This is a genomic window from Streptomyces sp. CB01201, from assembly GCF_002803085.1.
Classification (GTDB): Bacteria; Actinomycetota; Actinomycetes; order Streptomycetales; family Streptomycetaceae; genus Streptomyces; species Streptomyces hundungensis.
The window spans coordinates 46,649-62,819 of the sequence record NZ_NNBJ01000027.1 but is presented as its reverse complement, the minus strand read 5'-3'; the positions used below and the strand labels follow the sequence as shown (position 1 = coordinate 62,819).

Sequence of the window (16,171 nt, the reverse complement as noted above, 5' to 3'; positions counted from 1 at the left end):
CGACCCGGTGGGCTAACTCGGCGGAGCGCCCCCGCGCCAGCGCCCGATCTGACGGGCGGGATCCCCCGTGTAGACCCAGGGGACGAGGGCGATCCGCTCGCCGAGCAGCCCGACCAGCGCCGCGCCCTCCCGGGTGAGGTCCGCGCAACAGGCCGCGTGTGCAAGGTAGTTGAGTTCGGCGGCCTCCTCCGCGCGAATGGGGCCCGGGACGCGTCCGCCGAGCCAGCGGTCGTAGGTGCGCAGGAGCTCGGTCACGGCCAGCTCGTGGTTCCAGTGCTGCCCGAAACCCCGCACGGGCCGCCCCTTCGCCGCGTCGGAGACGTACCGGTACTCCTCGACGCGGGCGATCTGCACGAGTACGGGCAGCGGCGAGCCGGCCGGGGCGGCGCCCGCCGCGTCCCGCGCGAAGTCGTACATCGAGCCGTGTGTCCCGTGCCAGCGCGCCGAGAAGTAGCGCAGCATCTGGACATGACCCTCCAGGTGGTACGGGTCGCGCCGCCGCAACTCCTCCCACCAGCCGCGCAGTTCGCTCCGCGCGACCCCGCCCTCGTAGAGGCGCACCACGGTGAGCAGCGAGGCCCAGGGGGTCGGGTCGCCGGGGCGGGCGTCGGCGGCTGCGAGGCAGGCCATGACGGCGACGTCGATGCGGTCGCGGTCGGTCGTGGCGCCCCGCCCGGCCGCGATGGCGCCGTTGAACACGCGGGTCACCTCGGTCGCGGCCCGCAGGACCGCCGCGTCCGGGTTGTCCGGTTCGGCGGCCCGCCAGGCCTCGACGACGGACGACCCGGCGGCGGCGTTCGCCAGCGCCCGGATGCGGTGGGTGCGCAGCGGCCAGTGGTCGCCGGTGGCCCGCAGCAGATCGCGTACGCCCTGCCAGCGGCCTATGACGATGTCGTGCCGGGCCGTGGTGAGCGCGCGGTCGCCGAGGTCGGTGTCGAAGCGAAGGTCCGCACTCCGGTCGGAGCGGCGGCGCAGTGCTGCCATCCGTGTCCGCCTCTCAGAAGTCGGTGGGGTGCCCGGCATTGACGTAACTGGGCCCCCGGGTGGGGGAGTTGGGATGGCCGGCGCCGGCCTCGAAGGAGCGGGTCGCGTCCAGGCGGGCGGGGCGGTAGTAGGCGCTGCCCCGGCGCCAGTACCAGAACATGGGGAGGAGGCCGGCCAGCAGGCTGCCGATGCCGATCGTGACGGCGGCGGCGCTGAGCCGGGTGAGCGAGGCGCCGAAGACGCAGAACATGAAGACCGAGCCGAGCAGCGGCCAGAGGCCGCCGAGCAGGAAGGAGCCGAGGGACTCGGTGAGCGTCCTGCGGTAGGCGACGACGGCGGCGAGCCCGGCGAGCCCGTAGTAGAGGGTGGTCTGGAGGCCGATCGCGGCGAGCGCGTCGGCCATGATGTCCCTTACCGAGCCGAGCGCGTTGGAGGCGACGAAGAGGAGCAGCGCGACCGCGCCGACGACGAGGATCGCCACCCACGGGGTGTTCCAGCGGCGGTGCACGGCGCCGAGCGCGCCCGGCATCGTACGGTCGCGGCCCATCGCGAACAGGGAGCGGGTGACCTGGATGAGGGTGGTCTCCAGGGTGGCGATGGTGGAGAGGATGACGGCGAGCACCATGAGTTTTCCGCCGAAGCCGGGCCAGACGCGTTCGCCGAGCAGGGCGAGGACATTGCTCTGGCCGGCCTCGATCTCGCCGCTGGTGAGCAGGACGTTCACGGCGACGGTGTAGGCGACGAACAGGGCGAAGACGACGGCGACGCCGACCAGCGCGGAGAGCCCGGCGGTGCGGCGGCTGTCGCGGGTCTCCTCGCTGAGATTGCTGGTGACGTCCCAGCCCCAGTAGTAGAACGCGGCGATGAGGGTGCCCGCAGCGAACCCGGAGACCCCGTCGAAGTGGCCGAAGCCGAGCCAGGCCCAGTCGAACGCGACGACCCCGCCGCCCTCCCCGATGTGCACGAGCGCGCCGACGCAGAAGCCGCCGAGGATCGCCAACTCGACCCCGGATACGATGAGTTGGGCCCGTGCCGAGAGCCGGGCACCGCCCAGGACGACGGCCAGCATCAGCAGGAACCATCCGGCGCCGGTGGCGGTGGCCAGCGCGGTGTGGTGGGCGAGGGCGGGGTCGAAGAGCCCGAGGGTCATCTGGCCGGCGGGCAGCGAGCCGGCCACCATGAACAGGGTCGCGGCGACGACGAGCGCCCAGCCGCTGATGAAGCCGAGGAAGGGGTGCAGGGTGCGGCCCACCCAGGAGTAGGCGGCCCCCGCGTTGACGTCGATCCGTCCGAGCCGTCCGAAGGCGAGCACGATGCCGAGCATGGGTATCGCGCAGTAGAGCAGCGCGGCCGGGCTGGCGAGCCCGACCGCCGCCACGAGTACGGAGGTGGTGGCGGCCAGTGAATAGGCGGGCGCGCTCCCCGCGACCGCCATGACAACGGTGTCGAACGTGGACAGTACGTTGGGTTGCAGTCCTCTGCCACCGGTGCTGTTGCTCATGGCCCGAACATCCTTTGACGGCACGACATATGGCGGTATGTCAGAAACTCCGGGCCTTGCGATGCTTTGCGGTACCACGAGAACCCGAAGTCGACGGCATCGTAGTCGCCACGCCCTGCCACCAGTGGTCTGGACCGGACGGCTCGGGCGGCTACGGCAGGCCGCGCTCCGCCAGCCAGCTGCGATACGGGGGCGAGTGCGAGGCGGCCTCCCAGTACGCCGACGCCAAGTCCGCCCCGACCCCGGCCAGTTCGCCCCCGTACGCACCGTTGCGCACGGCGAGGAAGAGCCGCACGCCCAGCGGGTCGCCGCGCAGCGGGCGTACGACCATGTCCGGGCGGGGCCGGGAGGTGGGCTGGCACAGCGTGACCACCTCGCCGGTGGCGACCAGGCCCGCGGCCGTCAGGTAATCGCCGTGCAGCACACGGGGATTGAGCCCGGCGGCGTTGAGGACGCGGCGCAGTCCCTCCCACTCGCCGTCGACGCTCGGGTCGATCATCCACTGGTCGCCGGCCAGGTCGGCCAGGTCCACGATCGTCCGGTGGGCGGCAGGGTGGTCCACGGCCAGGCACACGAACTGCGGCTCGCGCTCCACGAGCGTACGGATGTCGAGACCCGGCGGCAGCCGCAGCGGGCAGCCCTCCACCTCGTGGACGAAGGCCATGTCCAGCTCGCCGGCCGCGACCCGGCGCAGCAGCGCGGTGGCCGAAACCGCCACCTGGAGCTCGGTCTCGGTACTCGGCAGGCGCTCGCGCAGCCGGCGCAGCCAGCCCGGGATCGCACGGCTCGCGGTGGAGCCGATGCGAAGCCGCGGTCCGCCACCGGTGCGGGCGGCCGCGGCCCGGGTCTCGGTGACGAGCGCGCTCAGCGAGGCGAGCAGCGGCCGGGCCCGTCCGACCACACCCTGGCCAAGTGCCGTGGGCACACAGCCGGTTCGCTCGCGTGAGAAGAGCTGGCCGCCCAAGGTGTTCTCGATGCGCCGCAGTTGATTGGTGAGGGCTGGCTGGCTGGTGCCGAGCGCCCGCGCGGCGCCGTGCAGACTGCCGGCGTCGGCGATGGCGCACAGCAGCTTCAGATGTCTCACCTCCAGGTCCATGCGGCAGAGGTTAGGACGCGCTAAGTCTTTCCACCAGATGTCCAAAACCGCTCTGATACGCGGGAGTTATCGCAGATCGGCATCATTCCCGTACGCCGCTGTGGCCTCCACAATCACCGGGAACACCCCCACCCGTGGCCGGCCCACCCAGCCGGACGCGGATCCCCCCAACGATTGGTAACCCCCCATGAGACACCCGCGTACCTTCGCCGTGACCGCTGCCCTGGGTCTGGCCCTCGCCGGTTTCGGCGCGATCCCCGCCACCGCCGCCACCCCCGCCCCGGCTCCCGCGGGCGCCGCGCACTACACCGCCGCCGGCAAGCACTCGGCCGCCAACGACCGGGCGTTCTACGACGCCGTCATGAAGTCGGTCGCCAAGAAGCGGGCCGCGAACCCGCTGGCCGCGGCGGTGACCGTGTACTACAGCACCTCCAACGCGCCGAGCTTCCGCTCCCAGATATCGCAGGCCGCGCAGATCTGGAACGGCTCGGTTCAGAACGTCCGCCTGGCCGAGAGCAGCTCCGGCGCGGACTTCCAGTACTACGAGGGCAACGACCCGCAGAACGGTTCGTACGCCTCGACCGACGGGCACGGCAACGGCTACATCTTCCTGGACTACGGCCAGAACCAGCAGTACTACTCGGTGCGGGTCGTCGCCCATGAGACCGGGCACGTCCTTGGTCTGCCCGACCACTACTCCGGGCCGTGCAGTGAGCTCATGTCGGGCGGCGGGCCGGGTACGTCGTGCCGCAACGCGTACCCGAACGCGACGGAGAAGTCCCGGGTGAACAGCCTGTGGCGGAACGGGCTCGCCTCGGCGTTCAAGCCGGCCGCGTAGGCCTCTGGCAGCATGGGGGGATGACGTCCGTATCCCCTCGCCGATCTTGCCCGTCCTGCGGTCGGTCCGTCGCCGTGGTGGCGGGCAAGTTCGTACGCCACGATCCGCGTACGCACGAGGGTGCGGAGCTCAAGCTCTGCCCTTCTTCCAAGCGCCGGGCGCCCCTGGACGCCACCCAGCGAACCCTGGCCGCCTTCGAACTGGCCCCCGCCCCGGGCCAACTCCCCCTCTTCTAGCCCGAACCGGGCGCCTGGGGCCCGACCCGGGGGGTTCGCCCACCCACCCGCCCGCGACCCGGGCTTGATGGGTTCCGGGTCCCCCTGGGGCTCCGCCCCAGACCCCGGGCATCTCGCCCACCCGCCCGCCCGTGGCCCGGGGTTGGTGGGTTCCGGGTCCCCCTGGGGCTCCGCCCCAGACCCCGGGCACCTCGCCCACCCGCACGCCCGTGGCCCGGGGTTGGCGGGTTCCGGGTCCCCCTGGGGCTGCGCCCTAGACCCCGGGCATCTCGCCCACCCGCCCGCCCGTGGCCCGGGGTTGGTGGGTTCCGGGTCCCCCTGGGGCTCCGCCCCAGACCCCCTGTCGCGCCTGAAGGGCGCTCGTCCTCAATCTCCCTCCTGGCCTTAAGGCCAGGGGGGACCCCCATGACGGGCTGAAATGCCCGATGCGGGCCCGCACCGAGGCCTTTAGGGGCGCGGGGAACTGCGCGAGAAGCGACCGCGGTCCGCGGACGGAAACGGGGTTGGGGGCGCGGGGAACTGCGCGACCAGCCACGCACGGTCCGCACCTGAAAGGCGGTCCCGGGGCGCAGCCCCCGAAAGCTCACCCACCCCCATTCCACCCCCGGAGGGTTTAGGGAAGGGGCGGGGAGGGGCCAAACCCCGGGGCCTGGGGCAAAGCCCCAGCACCCCCGGGCCAGCGCAAAAGGCCCGGCCCCCCGGGCCAGCGCACCCCCAGGTCAGCGGAACGGGCCCAGCGCAAAAGGCCCGGCGCCCCCGGGCAAGAGGGGACAGCTCGCCCCCGGGCAAGAGGGGACAGCGCGCCCGCGCGGGGGGCTAGGGGCGCGGGGAGGTGATGGCTCGGGCCGCGCGGACCTCTTCGCGGAGGGGCGCGAGGACGCTCTCCGCGGGACCGGGGAGGGCAACCGAAACCCCCACCAGGTGGGAACTGCGACGCAGCCCACCCGCCAGCTCGCGGAGCTGAACCGCGACCTCCTCCACCTCCCCGGCCGCAGGCCGCACCGCCCCGTGATTGACCCGGACCCGCGCTGCGGTCGTCGCGTCCACGATGCGTTCGACGGCGACGACGAGCGGCCACCACGCCGCCGCCCGCGCCCCCATCGGCGGCGGCTCCGTCAACGCCCTCTGGAATTCGCTCCGTACGGTCGACAGGTCCCGGTAGAGCCGGCGCCGGCGCCGGACCCGTTCGGCCCGGTCGTCCTCCGCGCCGAACGCGTACTCCACGTACTCCGCCGTCGCGGACACCGCCTCCGCGAGCCGCGCCCCGATGCGCGTGTGCCAGCTCTCGGGCCACAGCAGATACCCCGCGACCAGAGCGATCGCGCAGCCGATGAGGCTGTCCCACAGGCGCGGCATCACCAGGTTGAAGCCCTGGTGGTTGAGGACGTCGGAGAGCAGCAGGATCACCGGCGTGATGGCGGCGGTCTGGAAGGCGTACCCCTTCGCGGAGAACGCCGGGATCAGGGCGGCGAGCACCAGCATCACCGGCACGTCCCACCACCCGCGCGGCACCTCCGCGAGGACGGCCGCCGCGATGACGAGCCCGCCCGCGGTGCCGACGGCCCGCGTCAGGGCGCGGGCGAAGACCGATCCGAAGTCCGGCTTGAGGACGAAGACGATGGTCAGGGCGACCCAGTACGAACGCTCCACCGGCACCACCGAGACCAGCGCCTGCGCGAGCCCGATGCACAGGGCGAGCCGCAGCCCGTAACGCCAGGAGGCGCCGGAGAGCAGGACGTTGCGGGCCGCGCGGCGGAACCGGATGCGCAGGGCCGCGGGACGCCCGAGGCGGTCGTCGATGTTGGTGTGGTCGGGGTCGGGGTGGTGCACCACGGCGAAGGCGTGCCGCAGCGCCGAGTCCAGGGCGCGTTCGGCCGGGGTGGTGGGCCCGGGCAGCTCGGGTTCGACGGTGTCGGTGCGGCCCTCTTCGACCGCGTCCGCCAACTGCCGTACGGCGGCCGGGATCGCGGGGTCGACGCCCCAGCCGCGCAGATGCACGGCGGGGGCCGCTTCCACGATCGGGATCAGCACGTTGAGCTGCGCGGAGAGCCGCACCAGCTCGCCGCGGCGCCCGTGTTCGCGGGCGCGCCTGCCGAGGACGAGGTCGTAGGCGTTGTTGAGTGCGTTCGTGACGGCCTGGCGTCTCGTGTCGTACGCGTCGGTCGCCGCCGCCTCGATCGACGCGGCGACCGCACGGTACGTCCCGGCGACGGCGTCGCGTTCGGGTTCGGTGCGCCGCAGCGGCCAGGCGAGCAGGCTGAGCAGGAGGACGAACAGGCCGCCGAGGGTGAGCAGGAGCGGTGCCTTCCACCACGGGCCCGGCATCGGCAGGCCCGCCCCGACGACGGCGTTGAGCAGGAGCAGCAGTCCCGAGACGGAGGCCACCGCGCCGATCGAGGAGATCATGCCGGACACCAGGGCCACCAGGGTCAGCGCGCCGACCGCGAGCCAGCCGTGCCCGAAGACGAGGCTGCCGACGGTCACCCCGATCGCCCCGTACAGCTGCGGCACGGCGATGTTGAAGATCCGCATCCGGTACGCGTCGGCGGTGTCGCCGATGACTCCGCTGAGCGCGCCCATGGAGGCGAGCGCGCCGTACGCGCTCTGCCCGGTCGCCATGCCGATGCCGAGCGGCGCGGCCATCGCGATCGCGGACCGGGCGACCGCGGGCCACGGGATCGGCGCCGGGCTCGGCCGCAGTCCCCCGATCAGCCATTCCGGCGGCCCGAGCCGCCCCTGCCGCCCGCGCTCTTCCGCCCGCTTCCGATCAGCCATGAGCACACGACACCGTAAAAAGATCACTTGGTGCAAACGGGACGCCCAACAAAACCGTAAAAGTTGTCCACAGCCTGTGGATAATTTTTACGAATCTGATCACGCGGTGGCAGCACCGCTTCCGGATCATCCCCGAGATGCCCGCCCCGCACGGCGAAACCGGCCCCGCCCCGCGCGCCGCCCGCCCCGGCACGCCCGCCGACCCTGTGGATAGCGAGGGTGAATCGGAGAGCGGGGGGTGAATCTCCGGACCGGACCGGACCGGTCCGGACCGGACCGGACCGGACCGACCAGACCGGACCGGACCAGACCGACCAGACCGGACCGACCAGATCTAGCCGCCGTACAGGCTCAGGCCCACCAGCAGCGCGCGATGGTCCGTGCCGCGCAGCTTGAGGAAGCGGGCGGACGTCGCCTTGAAGTCGCCGCTCACCAGGACGTGATCGATCTGGGTGCGCAGCGGTGTGCTGCGGTCGGCCGGCCAGGACCACGCACCGGACTGCCCGGTCAGCCGTGCGCTGTCGTGCAGGGCGCCGCCTTCGAGCACCGAGCGGAACAGGGCGTGGTCCTGGGTGGCGTTGAAATCCCCGGCGACGATGACCGGATCACCCTTCGCGGTACGGGCGAACTCCCTTATCCTGCCCAGCTCTTGATGCCATTTCGTGTCGTCGCCGGGCAGCGGCGGCGAGGGGTGCGCGAGCTGGATCCGTACGTCCCGGCCGCCGATCGTGACCACCGCGCCCGGCATGGCCATCACCGACTCGATGGGTGCGACCGCCCGCAGCGGGAACCGGCTCAGGATCGCGGAGCCCGCCGAGCCGTCCTCCCGTACGACATCGCGGTACGGATAGTCCGCCTTCGGCAGGTCGGCGGCGAGCGCGTCGGCGCAGCGGAAGCTGCACTCCTCGACGAACACGAGGTCGGGCCGCTCGCGCTTGACCGTGGCGATCAGATCGTCCGTTGCCCATCCGAACTCGGTGTTGGAGGTGAGGACTTGGAACTCGGCGAGGATCGAGCCCTTCGGCTGGGTCGCGGCCGCGCCGTACGGCTGGGTGTACCAGCCGGTGACCGCGAGCACCGCGACGCCCCACACCATGCCGGTGCGCCACCGCCCGAGCACGGCGAACACGAGCCCGGCGCCGCCCGGTACGAGCAGCCACGGCAGAAAGGCGAGGGCCTGCGGGACCGGGGTGACCCCGTCCGAATCGACGACCCGGCAGCCCACCACCACACTGACCCCGGCCAGGAGTAGGGCCCCGGCCAGTGCGGACACCACCCGCCAGGGGTGTCGGCGCCGCTCGCCCACCATGCGGTCCCGGTCCGGCATGGTTCCGGCGCCCATGGTTTTGGTGCCCAGGGTGTCCACGGCGGCCCGCCTCCCGCTAGCTGGTCACAGAGCTCGCATCCTCCCTCAAGGACGGGCCCCCACCCGGCACGGTTGCTCAAGCCTTTGCCCGCCCCCCCCGGGCATGGGCTGCCGCGCGCCCCTCCGGGCATGGGCCGCCACGCGCGTCAGGACCGGGCCCGCTACTCCGCCGGGGCCGGTCCTGGACGGGGCGCTTCGGCGGCTCGCCGCCCCCGCCGCCACGGCCGGCCCGTGAGCCAGGCCCCGAGCGCGAGGGCCAGCCCGAACGCCAGGACTCCCCAGGCCGTGGTGCTGAGGAAGTCGGTGAGCGCGTCGTAGACCGCGCCCGCCGCCGACGGATCGGAGTCCGTGGGCAGCCCGTCGAGCGTGAGCTTGCGGCCCACGGAGACCAGCACCCGCAGCACCACGGCACCGACCGCGAGCCCGAGCCCCACCCCGACGAGGGCGCGCCGGCGGCGCACCGCCACCAGCACGGCACCGGCGGCGGCCACCAGACAGCCGACCGCACCCCAGACCCCGATGCGCTGGAGCAGGCGGAAGACGGTGCGGACAGGGCCGAGTTTCGTCGACTCGACGACGGTCAGGTCGGTGTGTTCCACGGGAATCCTGTTCGCGAACGGCACGCCCTGTGCCACCAGTTGACGCTTGACCTGCTCGACGGCGGGCGCCAGGTCGATGCGTACGTCATTGCCGCCGCCGTTCGTCGTGAGAGCCGACACGACGCTCGCGTGCGCGGCCCGGTTGGCGGTGTTCCACACGCCCTGGAAGGCGGAGGTGGTGGTGAAGGAGCGGACCGCCCCGCCGACCAGAGAGGCCACCGAGTCCTGGAGCGGACCGACGTCGACGTTCTTCATGATCGCGTCGGTGACCCTGCCGGCCACCTCGCCGCGTACGGCCTCGTCGCGGGCGAGCGGAGCCATGGCGGCGACGTACCGGCCGCTGTCGCCGATCTCCGTCTTCGCCCAGGCGGCGATCGCGCCGAGCGGGACGAGCACGGCAGCGAGCACGATCAGCACCACGGACAGGAAGCTGCGCACCCGTCCACGTAATCCCGGGTTGCCGGGCGGCGCGCGCGGGTGTGGGCTATATGGGGGACGCACATATAAGTGGGACGCGCATATGAGTGGAAGGAGTGCCGCCATGGCCGCACACGCTTCACACGCTTCGGCACCCATGACGAGCCGGCGCACGGCCCGCCCCCTGGGCAGGGCCGCCATCGCGGTCCCCGTCGTCCTGGGCGTGGCGTACGGAATCTGGGCCGCCGGCATCCAGCGCAACGGCGGCAACGGCGTGATCACCTGGGGGCAGGTCGTCCTCGGCGTGGTCGCGGGCGGGATCCTGATCGCCCTGGGCATCGGCCTCCTGCGCATCCAGTCCGCCCTGCCCCGTGAGATCCGCGCGGCGGCGTACGGGACGCTGTTCGGCTGCGCGATGGGGTTCCTGTACAGCCTGTCCGACCACAGTGTGCTGCGCTCGTCCGGGATCGGGGCGGCGCTCGGAGCGGCGATGGCCCTGACGGCGTTCTATGTGTTCTACACACACGAGAACTGACCGGTGGGCCGTTGAGCCCTGGGCTCCGGCGCCATGGCCGGGCTACAGTGAACCCATGTCGTCCGTAGCGCAGCACCGTTCTCACCTCTGCTGGTGGCGCTCCTCCTAGGAGCGGCCACGACACCCACGCACGACATCGTCACCCGGGCCGTTCGTCACTGGACGGCCCTTTTCGTTGCCCCCGCGTCACCCTCGCGTCGCCCTCGCCGGGATTCCGCAGTGGCCACCGCCGTCCAGGCCCGCCACTCCCTTTCCCCTTCCCCTGCCTCGCGAGGAGCCCACGATGAGCACGACGAGCACGACGACCAGCCACCTCCCGCCGGCCGCGGCCCCCGTCGCCACCCCGGCCAAGGACCGCCCGGCCAAGAACCGCATCCTGACGGGCGACCGGCCCACGGGACCCCTGCACCTCGGCCACTACTTCGGCACGCTCCAGAACCGGGTCCGCCTCCAGAACGAGGGCATGGACCTGTTCCTGGTCATCCCGGACTACCAGGTGCTCACCGACCGGGACGTGGCCGACCGGCTCACGGAACACGTCGAGGGTCTGGTCCTCGACTACCTGGCGGCGGGTGTCGACCCGTCCCGCGCGACGATCTTCACGCACAGCGCGGTGCCGGCGCTGAACCAGCTCCTGCTGCCGTTCCTGAGCCTGGTATCGGTCGCCGAGCTGGGCCGCAACCCCACGGTGAAGGACGAGATCGCGCACTCCCGGCAGGCGGCCGTCTCGGGCCTGATGTTCACCTACCCCGCGCATCAGGCCGCCGACATCCTGTTCTGCAAGGCGGACCTGGTGCCGGTCGGCAAGGACCAGGAGCCGCATCTGGAGCTGACCCGGACGATCGCACGCCGCTTCAACGAGCGGTACGGGCCGGTCTTCCCCCAGCCGCGCACCCTGCTGTCCGAGGCGCCGCTGCTGCTCGGTACGGACGGCACGAAGATGAGTAAGAGTCGGGGCAACTCCATTGCGCTCAGGGCGAGTTCGGACGACACCGCGCGACTGATCCGGGGCGCGAAGACGGACGCGGTGCGGCGGATCTCGTACGACCCCGAGGGCCGGCCGGAGGTGAGCAACCTGGTGCTGCTCACGGCCCTCTGCCAGGGCCGGTCGCCGTACGAGGTGGCGGCGGAGCTGGGGGACGGCGGGGCGGCGAGGCTGAAGGCGGTGGCCACGGAGGCGGTCAACGCCCACCTTGCGCCGCTGCGGGCTCGGCGTGCCGAGTATGCGCAGGACCTGTCCTACGTACGGGGCTTGCTCCGGGCGGGGAATGCCCGGGCGAACGAGGTGGCCGAGCGGACCTTGGCGGAGGTCCGCGAAGCGATGGGCTCCCCCTCTTGACCCGGGACCCCTGGGGCTCGCCCCCCTGCACCCCCGTCGCGCCTTAAGGTCACTCGTCCTCAATTTCCCCCAAGGCCTTAAGGGCCAAGGGCCCCATGACGGGCTGAAGATGCCTGTGCGGGCCGGCACCGGTCCGGCGAGGGGCGCGAGGAACCGCGCGAACGGCCACGTACGGTCCGCCATCGAATGGACTCTCCCCCAGAGAGTCCAGGAAGGCTCGTCAAAGCGCTGTGCCTAGGCAGAAACCATGTTGTCGGGCGAGTCGAGCCAGACACGTTCGCCGCCGCTGTCCACGGTCAGCCCGAAGCGATCGAAACCGGGGCGGTCGTGGTCGTCCCACCAGCGGTAGGCCACCAGGACCTCATCCCAAAGATTCCGGGGCCCGGATTGATGGACCTCAAACTCATCACTCCCCGGCACGTAGTCAGCCGTCGCCCACGACGTGACGGCCGTGTCCCGTAGCCAGAGCGTGTACGAGCCGTCGTCATAGGTCTCAGCCCAGGGAAACGCACCGGGCACCTGCACTCCGATCGCGAACATGACGTTCCACTCGCCCACGGCGTCCGGAGACAAAGTTGTCGTGGACCTCAAGCCGTTCGCCGGCCACTTCCGCCCGCCCAGGTACTCGCGGACGTGCATACGCTGGGGTCGCTGAGCTCGTAGCCGCATGAACGCCGACGACCCCACGAACGGACCCGACGCCGTACCGTCTTCAGCGACGGTGAGACGTGCCACCGCTTCCCCTCCGTACGTCGGCCCCCACGGAGCCACGATCAGGCCGCCGGACTTCACCTGCGCTCGCCATGCCGGGGGCACGCTGCCAATGGAACAGGTAGCGATCAGCCGGTCATACGGAGCCCGCTCCGGGTACCCCTGCGCTCCGTCGCCAACATGCACCAGCGGACGGAGCCCAGCGGCATGGAGATGGGTACGCGCGTCCTCTGCGCTGACCTCGTCCACCTCGACGCTGACGACGTTCTCGGCTCCTAGCCGATGACACAGCAGAGCCGCGTTCCAGCCGGTTCCCGTGCCGATCTCCAGCACCGTGTCACCTGCCTCGACGCTCAGCGCGTCCAGCATGGAAAACACCATCGTGGGCATGGAGTTGGACGATGTGGGCGACTTTCCCTTGCCCGGCCCCGTGTAGTCCCCATCGTCCCATTGGGTCGTGATCGGCGCGTCCCTGTGGACGGCCTCCCACCACGCTTCGGGGTCCTCGCTACGGATCACTCGGTCACTCTGCCGGTTCATGCCGGCGCGACCGGGCCAGATGGCATCCGGCGTGAACGCGTGACGGGGGACAGCCTCGAACGCGGGGAGCCAATCGGCGGTGAGCGCTCCCTTTTCCAGGAGTACGGAGGCGAGCCCCTTGGGGCCCACCTCCTTTGCGTCGTGCTCGTTCACTTGCCGTCCGCCGGGGTCTGGCCGTCGTTCGTGTTTCCGCCCTCGTCCGACCCGCCCCCGCCGTGCTTGTTACCGCTGTCGCTGTCGTCCTGCGGGTTTCCCTCAGCCATCGTTAGCCACCACCTACGCATGTCCCTACCTCCATCGGTCGGTGAGTCGGGTTCCTCGGCAGAGGGTGAGCCGGGTTGAGACGGCTCCCCGGGGACCGTGAAGCCGCGTTCACGCACACAGCCGAGATCGTTGAGTCTCGTAGTCGCTCGGCCGCCGAAGCCGGATGGAAGAGCAGCCCACTCGGCATCCGCGCCGCCATCTCTCACTGTCAGCTTGAGAAGTGACGATAGGGGCGCTACGAGGGTGGGTCTGCAACAGTTCCGCGCCCGGACGCACCGAACTGTCGCAAGTGATCATTTAGAGGTTGACGCGCACCACGCTTGCCACTTCCCGCAGTTCAGGTGTGATGAGTCGCCTCTTCTCGGCGATCCGTGACACCACGTCACCTGCGTACCGCTGATGAGCCAGCCACTCGGGGTATCTGCGCCTGATCTTGAGGAGACGCGCGACCGACCCCGTGTAGTCACCGGTCTTGGCCTGAGCGTCAGCCACGTCAAGCTGATGCCGGTTCAAATTGTTGGTCGTCGGCCGGACGCCACCCTTCGGAACCCGGCGGGCGAGCCTCAGTACCTCTTCGGGATGACCAGTCACGGCCGCGTTCTCCGCGGTCTTGAGCATCACGGTCGTGGGACCGAAGGTGCGCAGCGTCACGAAGGGGCTCGGCTGGTATTCGGCGCCGAGCGCGTCACCTGCCACGCGAGCCCACTTCATCGCCGCGCTTGCCTCGCCCGGTCGGTTGTCTCGGATGCATGCCGCTGACACGCGAAGCAGCATCCACCCCCACGCCGAGAGCTCGTCAGGGGTGGCGCGCCGCAGTTTGGTGGGCTCCGTCTCGTCAGCCCACTTGACGGCAGTGTTCCGGGCCCGATCCAGCTCACCCCGGCGGAGGTACAGCCAAGTCAAATTATTGATCGTCTCCGCTGCTTGGATGCGGTCGGTTGCCAAGTCCATGGACCGATCCAGTGCGTCCTCGGCCAGATCGAATTGCCTGGTCATGGTCAGCGCCCATCCGCTGAGTTGCAGTACGCGCGCACGGAGCGCCTGCCCCTCGTCGCCCAGAGCGTTCACGTCGCGGAGTATGCCGGGCAATACTCGCGCAAGCGCGCCGAACTGGCCCTTGAAGTACGGCAGGGATTCGCCGACTACGGCCCGGACACCGTCCAGCGTCGGCGGTTCATCGGACTCGATCGCCAACGTCCCAGGAGGGGAGTTCAGCACCTCTCTGACGGCCGTCCATGTCTCCACGGTGCCCTCAGTCACTCCGGGGTCGTCCGTCCCCTCGGCGAGGCGCATTGTGGGTATTTGGAGCGTGTGAGCCAGCTTCCGCCACGTCTCCATGCGGGCCGTGGCGCGCACCCCTTGCTCAAGGTGCCGGATCACAGTCACGCCCACACCGGACTCGTCAGCCAACTCTGCTTGTGTCAGTCCCCGCCGCTTGCGGGCGGTCTTCAAACGCTCGCCGGCTTCGCTCATATTCGCAGAGTACGCCCGACAGCAACTGGCCTACTCCTGACGGCAGGGGAGCCGTCACTCACTCGCGCCCACCACGGCCCATGGCCGAACCTCCCCTCCCCCGAGCGGCGGAGGCGGATGGTTCCACGGGTGGATGCCTCCGCCGCGCCCCCTGCGAGACGCTCGAAGCGCGGGGGAACACGGGGGACACGGGGAAGTGGCGGCGGCCTTCTACGGTTCGGTCGCCGCCACCAACTCGCCGCAGGGTCAGGTGAGTTACGGGATAACCGTCACGCAGTGTCCACGGCTCGCTTACGCTCGGCGATGAGCCGAACGCAGCCCCTGGAGGTGGCTTCATGGTCAGCGCCCGAGACCTCGACCCCAGCGCTTCTCCCCTTGACTACTACGGATCCGAACTCCGCCGCCTCCGCGAAACCTCCGGCCTCACCCAGGAAGCGCTCGGCAGCTGCATCTTCGTCACCGGCTCCCTGGTCGGACAGGTCGAAACCACACACCGGGTGCCAACCCGCGACTTCTCGGAGCGGCTTGACGCTGCGCTCGGTACGGATGGGATGTTCTCGCGGCTGGTTGGCCTGGTGCTGCGCAGCCAACTGCCCACCTGGTTCCAGCAGTACGCGGAAATGGAGGCGCGGGCTGCCTATATCTCCACGTTTCAGGCCCAGGTGGTGTACGGGCTGCTCCAGACCCCGGGGTACGCCAGGGCGTTGATGGGCGTGGAAAGCCCTGACAGGGCAGACGAGTTGGTGGCGGCCCGAATGGAGCGCCAGCGCATTCTGTCCAGGGAGAATCCGCCGCCCCTCCTGGTAGTGCTGGACGAGGCGGTACTTCACCGCGTGGTCGGAAGCATTGAGGTCATGCGCTGCCAGCTACGCCATCTGCTGTCCTACGCAGAGCACCCGTGGGTCCAGATCCAGGTGCTGCCGTACTCGGCAGGCCAGCACTCGGGAATGATGGGGTCCTTCAATCTGCTGCGCTTCGACGACAACCCGGATGTCTTCTACGCGGAGAGCTACGGGACCGCTCACATGACGGCCAATCCGCAAGTAATCAGGGAACGTTCGGTCGGTTACGCTCGCTTGCAGGCTGCCGCTCTCTCTGTGGAGGAGTCTGCGGCACTCATCGCCCGTGTAGTGGAGGAGCGTTATGGGGACCGACCAGAAGCTGACGGGCGCCCCGTGGCGTAAGTCGTCGTACAGCGGCACCAGCGGCGGCGACTGCGTCGAATGTCTCCCCCTCGGCGGAGCCGAATGGAAGAAGTCCAGCTACAGCGGGGACACCGGCGGCGACTGCGTCGAGTGCGCCCCCCTCGGCGGAGTCGAATGGAAGAAGTCGAGCCACAGCGGGGACACCGGCGGCCAGTGCCTGGAGGTTGCAGCCCAGCCCTGTCGGATAGCGGTCCGGGACTCCAAGGATCCGGAGGGGGCCCACCTCACCGCCGCCCCCGCCGCATTCGCGGCCTTCGTGGCGGCGGCCAAGCAAGGCGTGTTTAGCTGACCG

At 70.8% G+C, this 16,171-nt stretch carries 14 protein-coding genes; 6 read left to right on the top strand and 8 right to left on the bottom strand.

The window, feature by feature from the left end:
* Positions 1 to 12: 12 nt before the first annotated feature.
* The 3 genes from CG740_RS36275 to CG740_RS36265 form a co-directional block, all read right to left on the bottom strand.
* A complete protein-coding gene (locus tag CG740_RS36275; protein WP_100579578.1) occupies positions 13 to 984 on the bottom strand; it encodes a hypothetical protein in 972 nt (323 codons plus the stop codon).
* 13 nt (positions 985 to 997) lie between these two features.
* Positions 998 to 2,485, bottom strand: a complete 1,488-nt coding sequence (locus CG740_RS36270; protein ID WP_100579577.1) for an APC family permease — start codon at positions 2,483 to 2,485, stop codon at positions 998 to 1,000.
* Positions 2,486 to 2,636: 151 nt separating this feature from the next.
* Complete coding sequence (locus tag CG740_RS36265) at positions 2,637 to 3,581, bottom strand: LysR family transcriptional regulator (RefSeq protein WP_100579576.1); 945 nt, start codon at positions 3,579 to 3,581, stop codon at positions 2,637 to 2,639.
* 187 nt (positions 3,582 to 3,768) lie between these two features.
* Between CG740_RS36265 and snpA the strand changes: the two genes are divergently transcribed.
* Together snpA and CG740_RS36255 are read left to right on the top strand one after the other, a co-directional pair.
* A complete protein-coding gene (gene snpA, locus CG740_RS36260) occupies positions 3,769 to 4,419 on the top strand; it encodes a snapalysin (protein WP_100579575.1) in 651 nt (216 codons plus the stop codon).
* A gap of 20 nt (positions 4,420 to 4,439) precedes the next feature.
* Entirely contained in the window at positions 4,440 to 4,655 is a 216-nt protein-coding gene (locus CG740_RS36255; protein WP_100579574.1) for a hypothetical protein, read from the top strand.
* 816 nt (positions 4,656 to 5,471) lie between these two features.
* Here the strand turns inward: CG740_RS36255 and CG740_RS36250 are convergent.
* From CG740_RS36250 to CG740_RS36235, 3 genes are all read right to left on the bottom strand, one after another.
* Entirely contained in the window at positions 5,472 to 7,430 is a 1,959-nt protein-coding gene (locus tag CG740_RS36250; protein ID WP_100579596.1) for an FUSC family protein, read from the bottom strand.
* A gap of 334 nt (positions 7,431 to 7,764) precedes the next feature.
* A complete protein-coding gene (locus CG740_RS36240) occupies positions 7,765 to 8,796 on the bottom strand; it encodes an endonuclease/exonuclease/phosphatase family protein (protein ID WP_100579573.1) in 1,032 nt (343 codons plus the stop codon).
* A gap of 161 nt (positions 8,797 to 8,957) precedes the next feature.
* On the bottom strand, positions 8,958 to 9,833 hold the full coding sequence (locus CG740_RS36235) for a hypothetical protein (protein ID WP_100579572.1): 876 nt from the start codon (positions 9,831 to 9,833) through the stop codon (positions 8,958 to 8,960).
* A 103-nt stretch (positions 9,834 to 9,936) separates the two neighbouring features.
* On the opposite strand from CG740_RS36235, the gene CG740_RS36230 reads away from it, so the two are divergent.
* Together CG740_RS36230 and trpS are read left to right on the top strand one after the other, a co-directional pair.
* Complete coding sequence (locus CG740_RS36230) at positions 9,937 to 10,347, top strand: hypothetical protein (RefSeq protein WP_100579571.1); 411 nt, start codon at positions 9,937 to 9,939, stop codon at positions 10,345 to 10,347.
* 283 nt (positions 10,348 to 10,630) lie between these two features.
* Positions 10,631 to 11,686, top strand: coding sequence for a tryptophan--tRNA ligase (gene trpS, locus CG740_RS36225; protein WP_100579570.1), 1,056 nt, complete (start codon positions 10,631 to 10,633; stop codon positions 11,684 to 11,686).
* Between the two features lie 234 nt (positions 11,687 to 11,920).
* On the opposite strand, the gene CG740_RS36220 is transcribed toward trpS, so the two are convergent.
* Together CG740_RS36220 and CG740_RS36215 are read right to left on the bottom strand one after the other, a co-directional pair.
* The gene (locus CG740_RS36220) at positions 11,921 to 13,090 is read right to left on the bottom strand and encodes a methyltransferase domain-containing protein (RefSeq protein WP_199846685.1); all 1,170 of its coding nucleotides are present in this window, start codon (positions 13,088 to 13,090) and stop codon (positions 11,921 to 11,923) included.
* 408 nt (positions 13,091 to 13,498) lie between these two features.
* Positions 13,499 to 14,674, bottom strand: a complete 1,176-nt coding sequence (locus CG740_RS36215) for a helix-turn-helix domain-containing protein (protein ID WP_100579569.1) — start codon at positions 14,672 to 14,674, stop codon at positions 13,499 to 13,501.
* A gap of 335 nt (positions 14,675 to 15,009) precedes the next feature.
* Between CG740_RS36215 and CG740_RS36210 the strand changes: the two genes are divergently transcribed.
* Positions 15,010 to 15,858 (top strand): helix-turn-helix domain-containing protein, encoded by an 849-nt coding sequence (locus CG740_RS36210; protein WP_100579568.1) that lies wholly within the window; start codon positions 15,010 to 15,012, stop codon positions 15,856 to 15,858.
* Positions 15,818 to 16,168: a DUF397 domain-containing protein gene (locus CG740_RS36205; protein WP_100579567.1), complete on the top strand. Its 351-nt coding sequence runs from the start codon at positions 15,818 to 15,820 to the stop codon at positions 16,166 to 16,168. The genes CG740_RS36210 and CG740_RS36205 overlap by 41 nt, the downstream gene beginning before the upstream one ends.
* Positions 16,169 to 16,171: the final 3 nt, after the last annotated feature.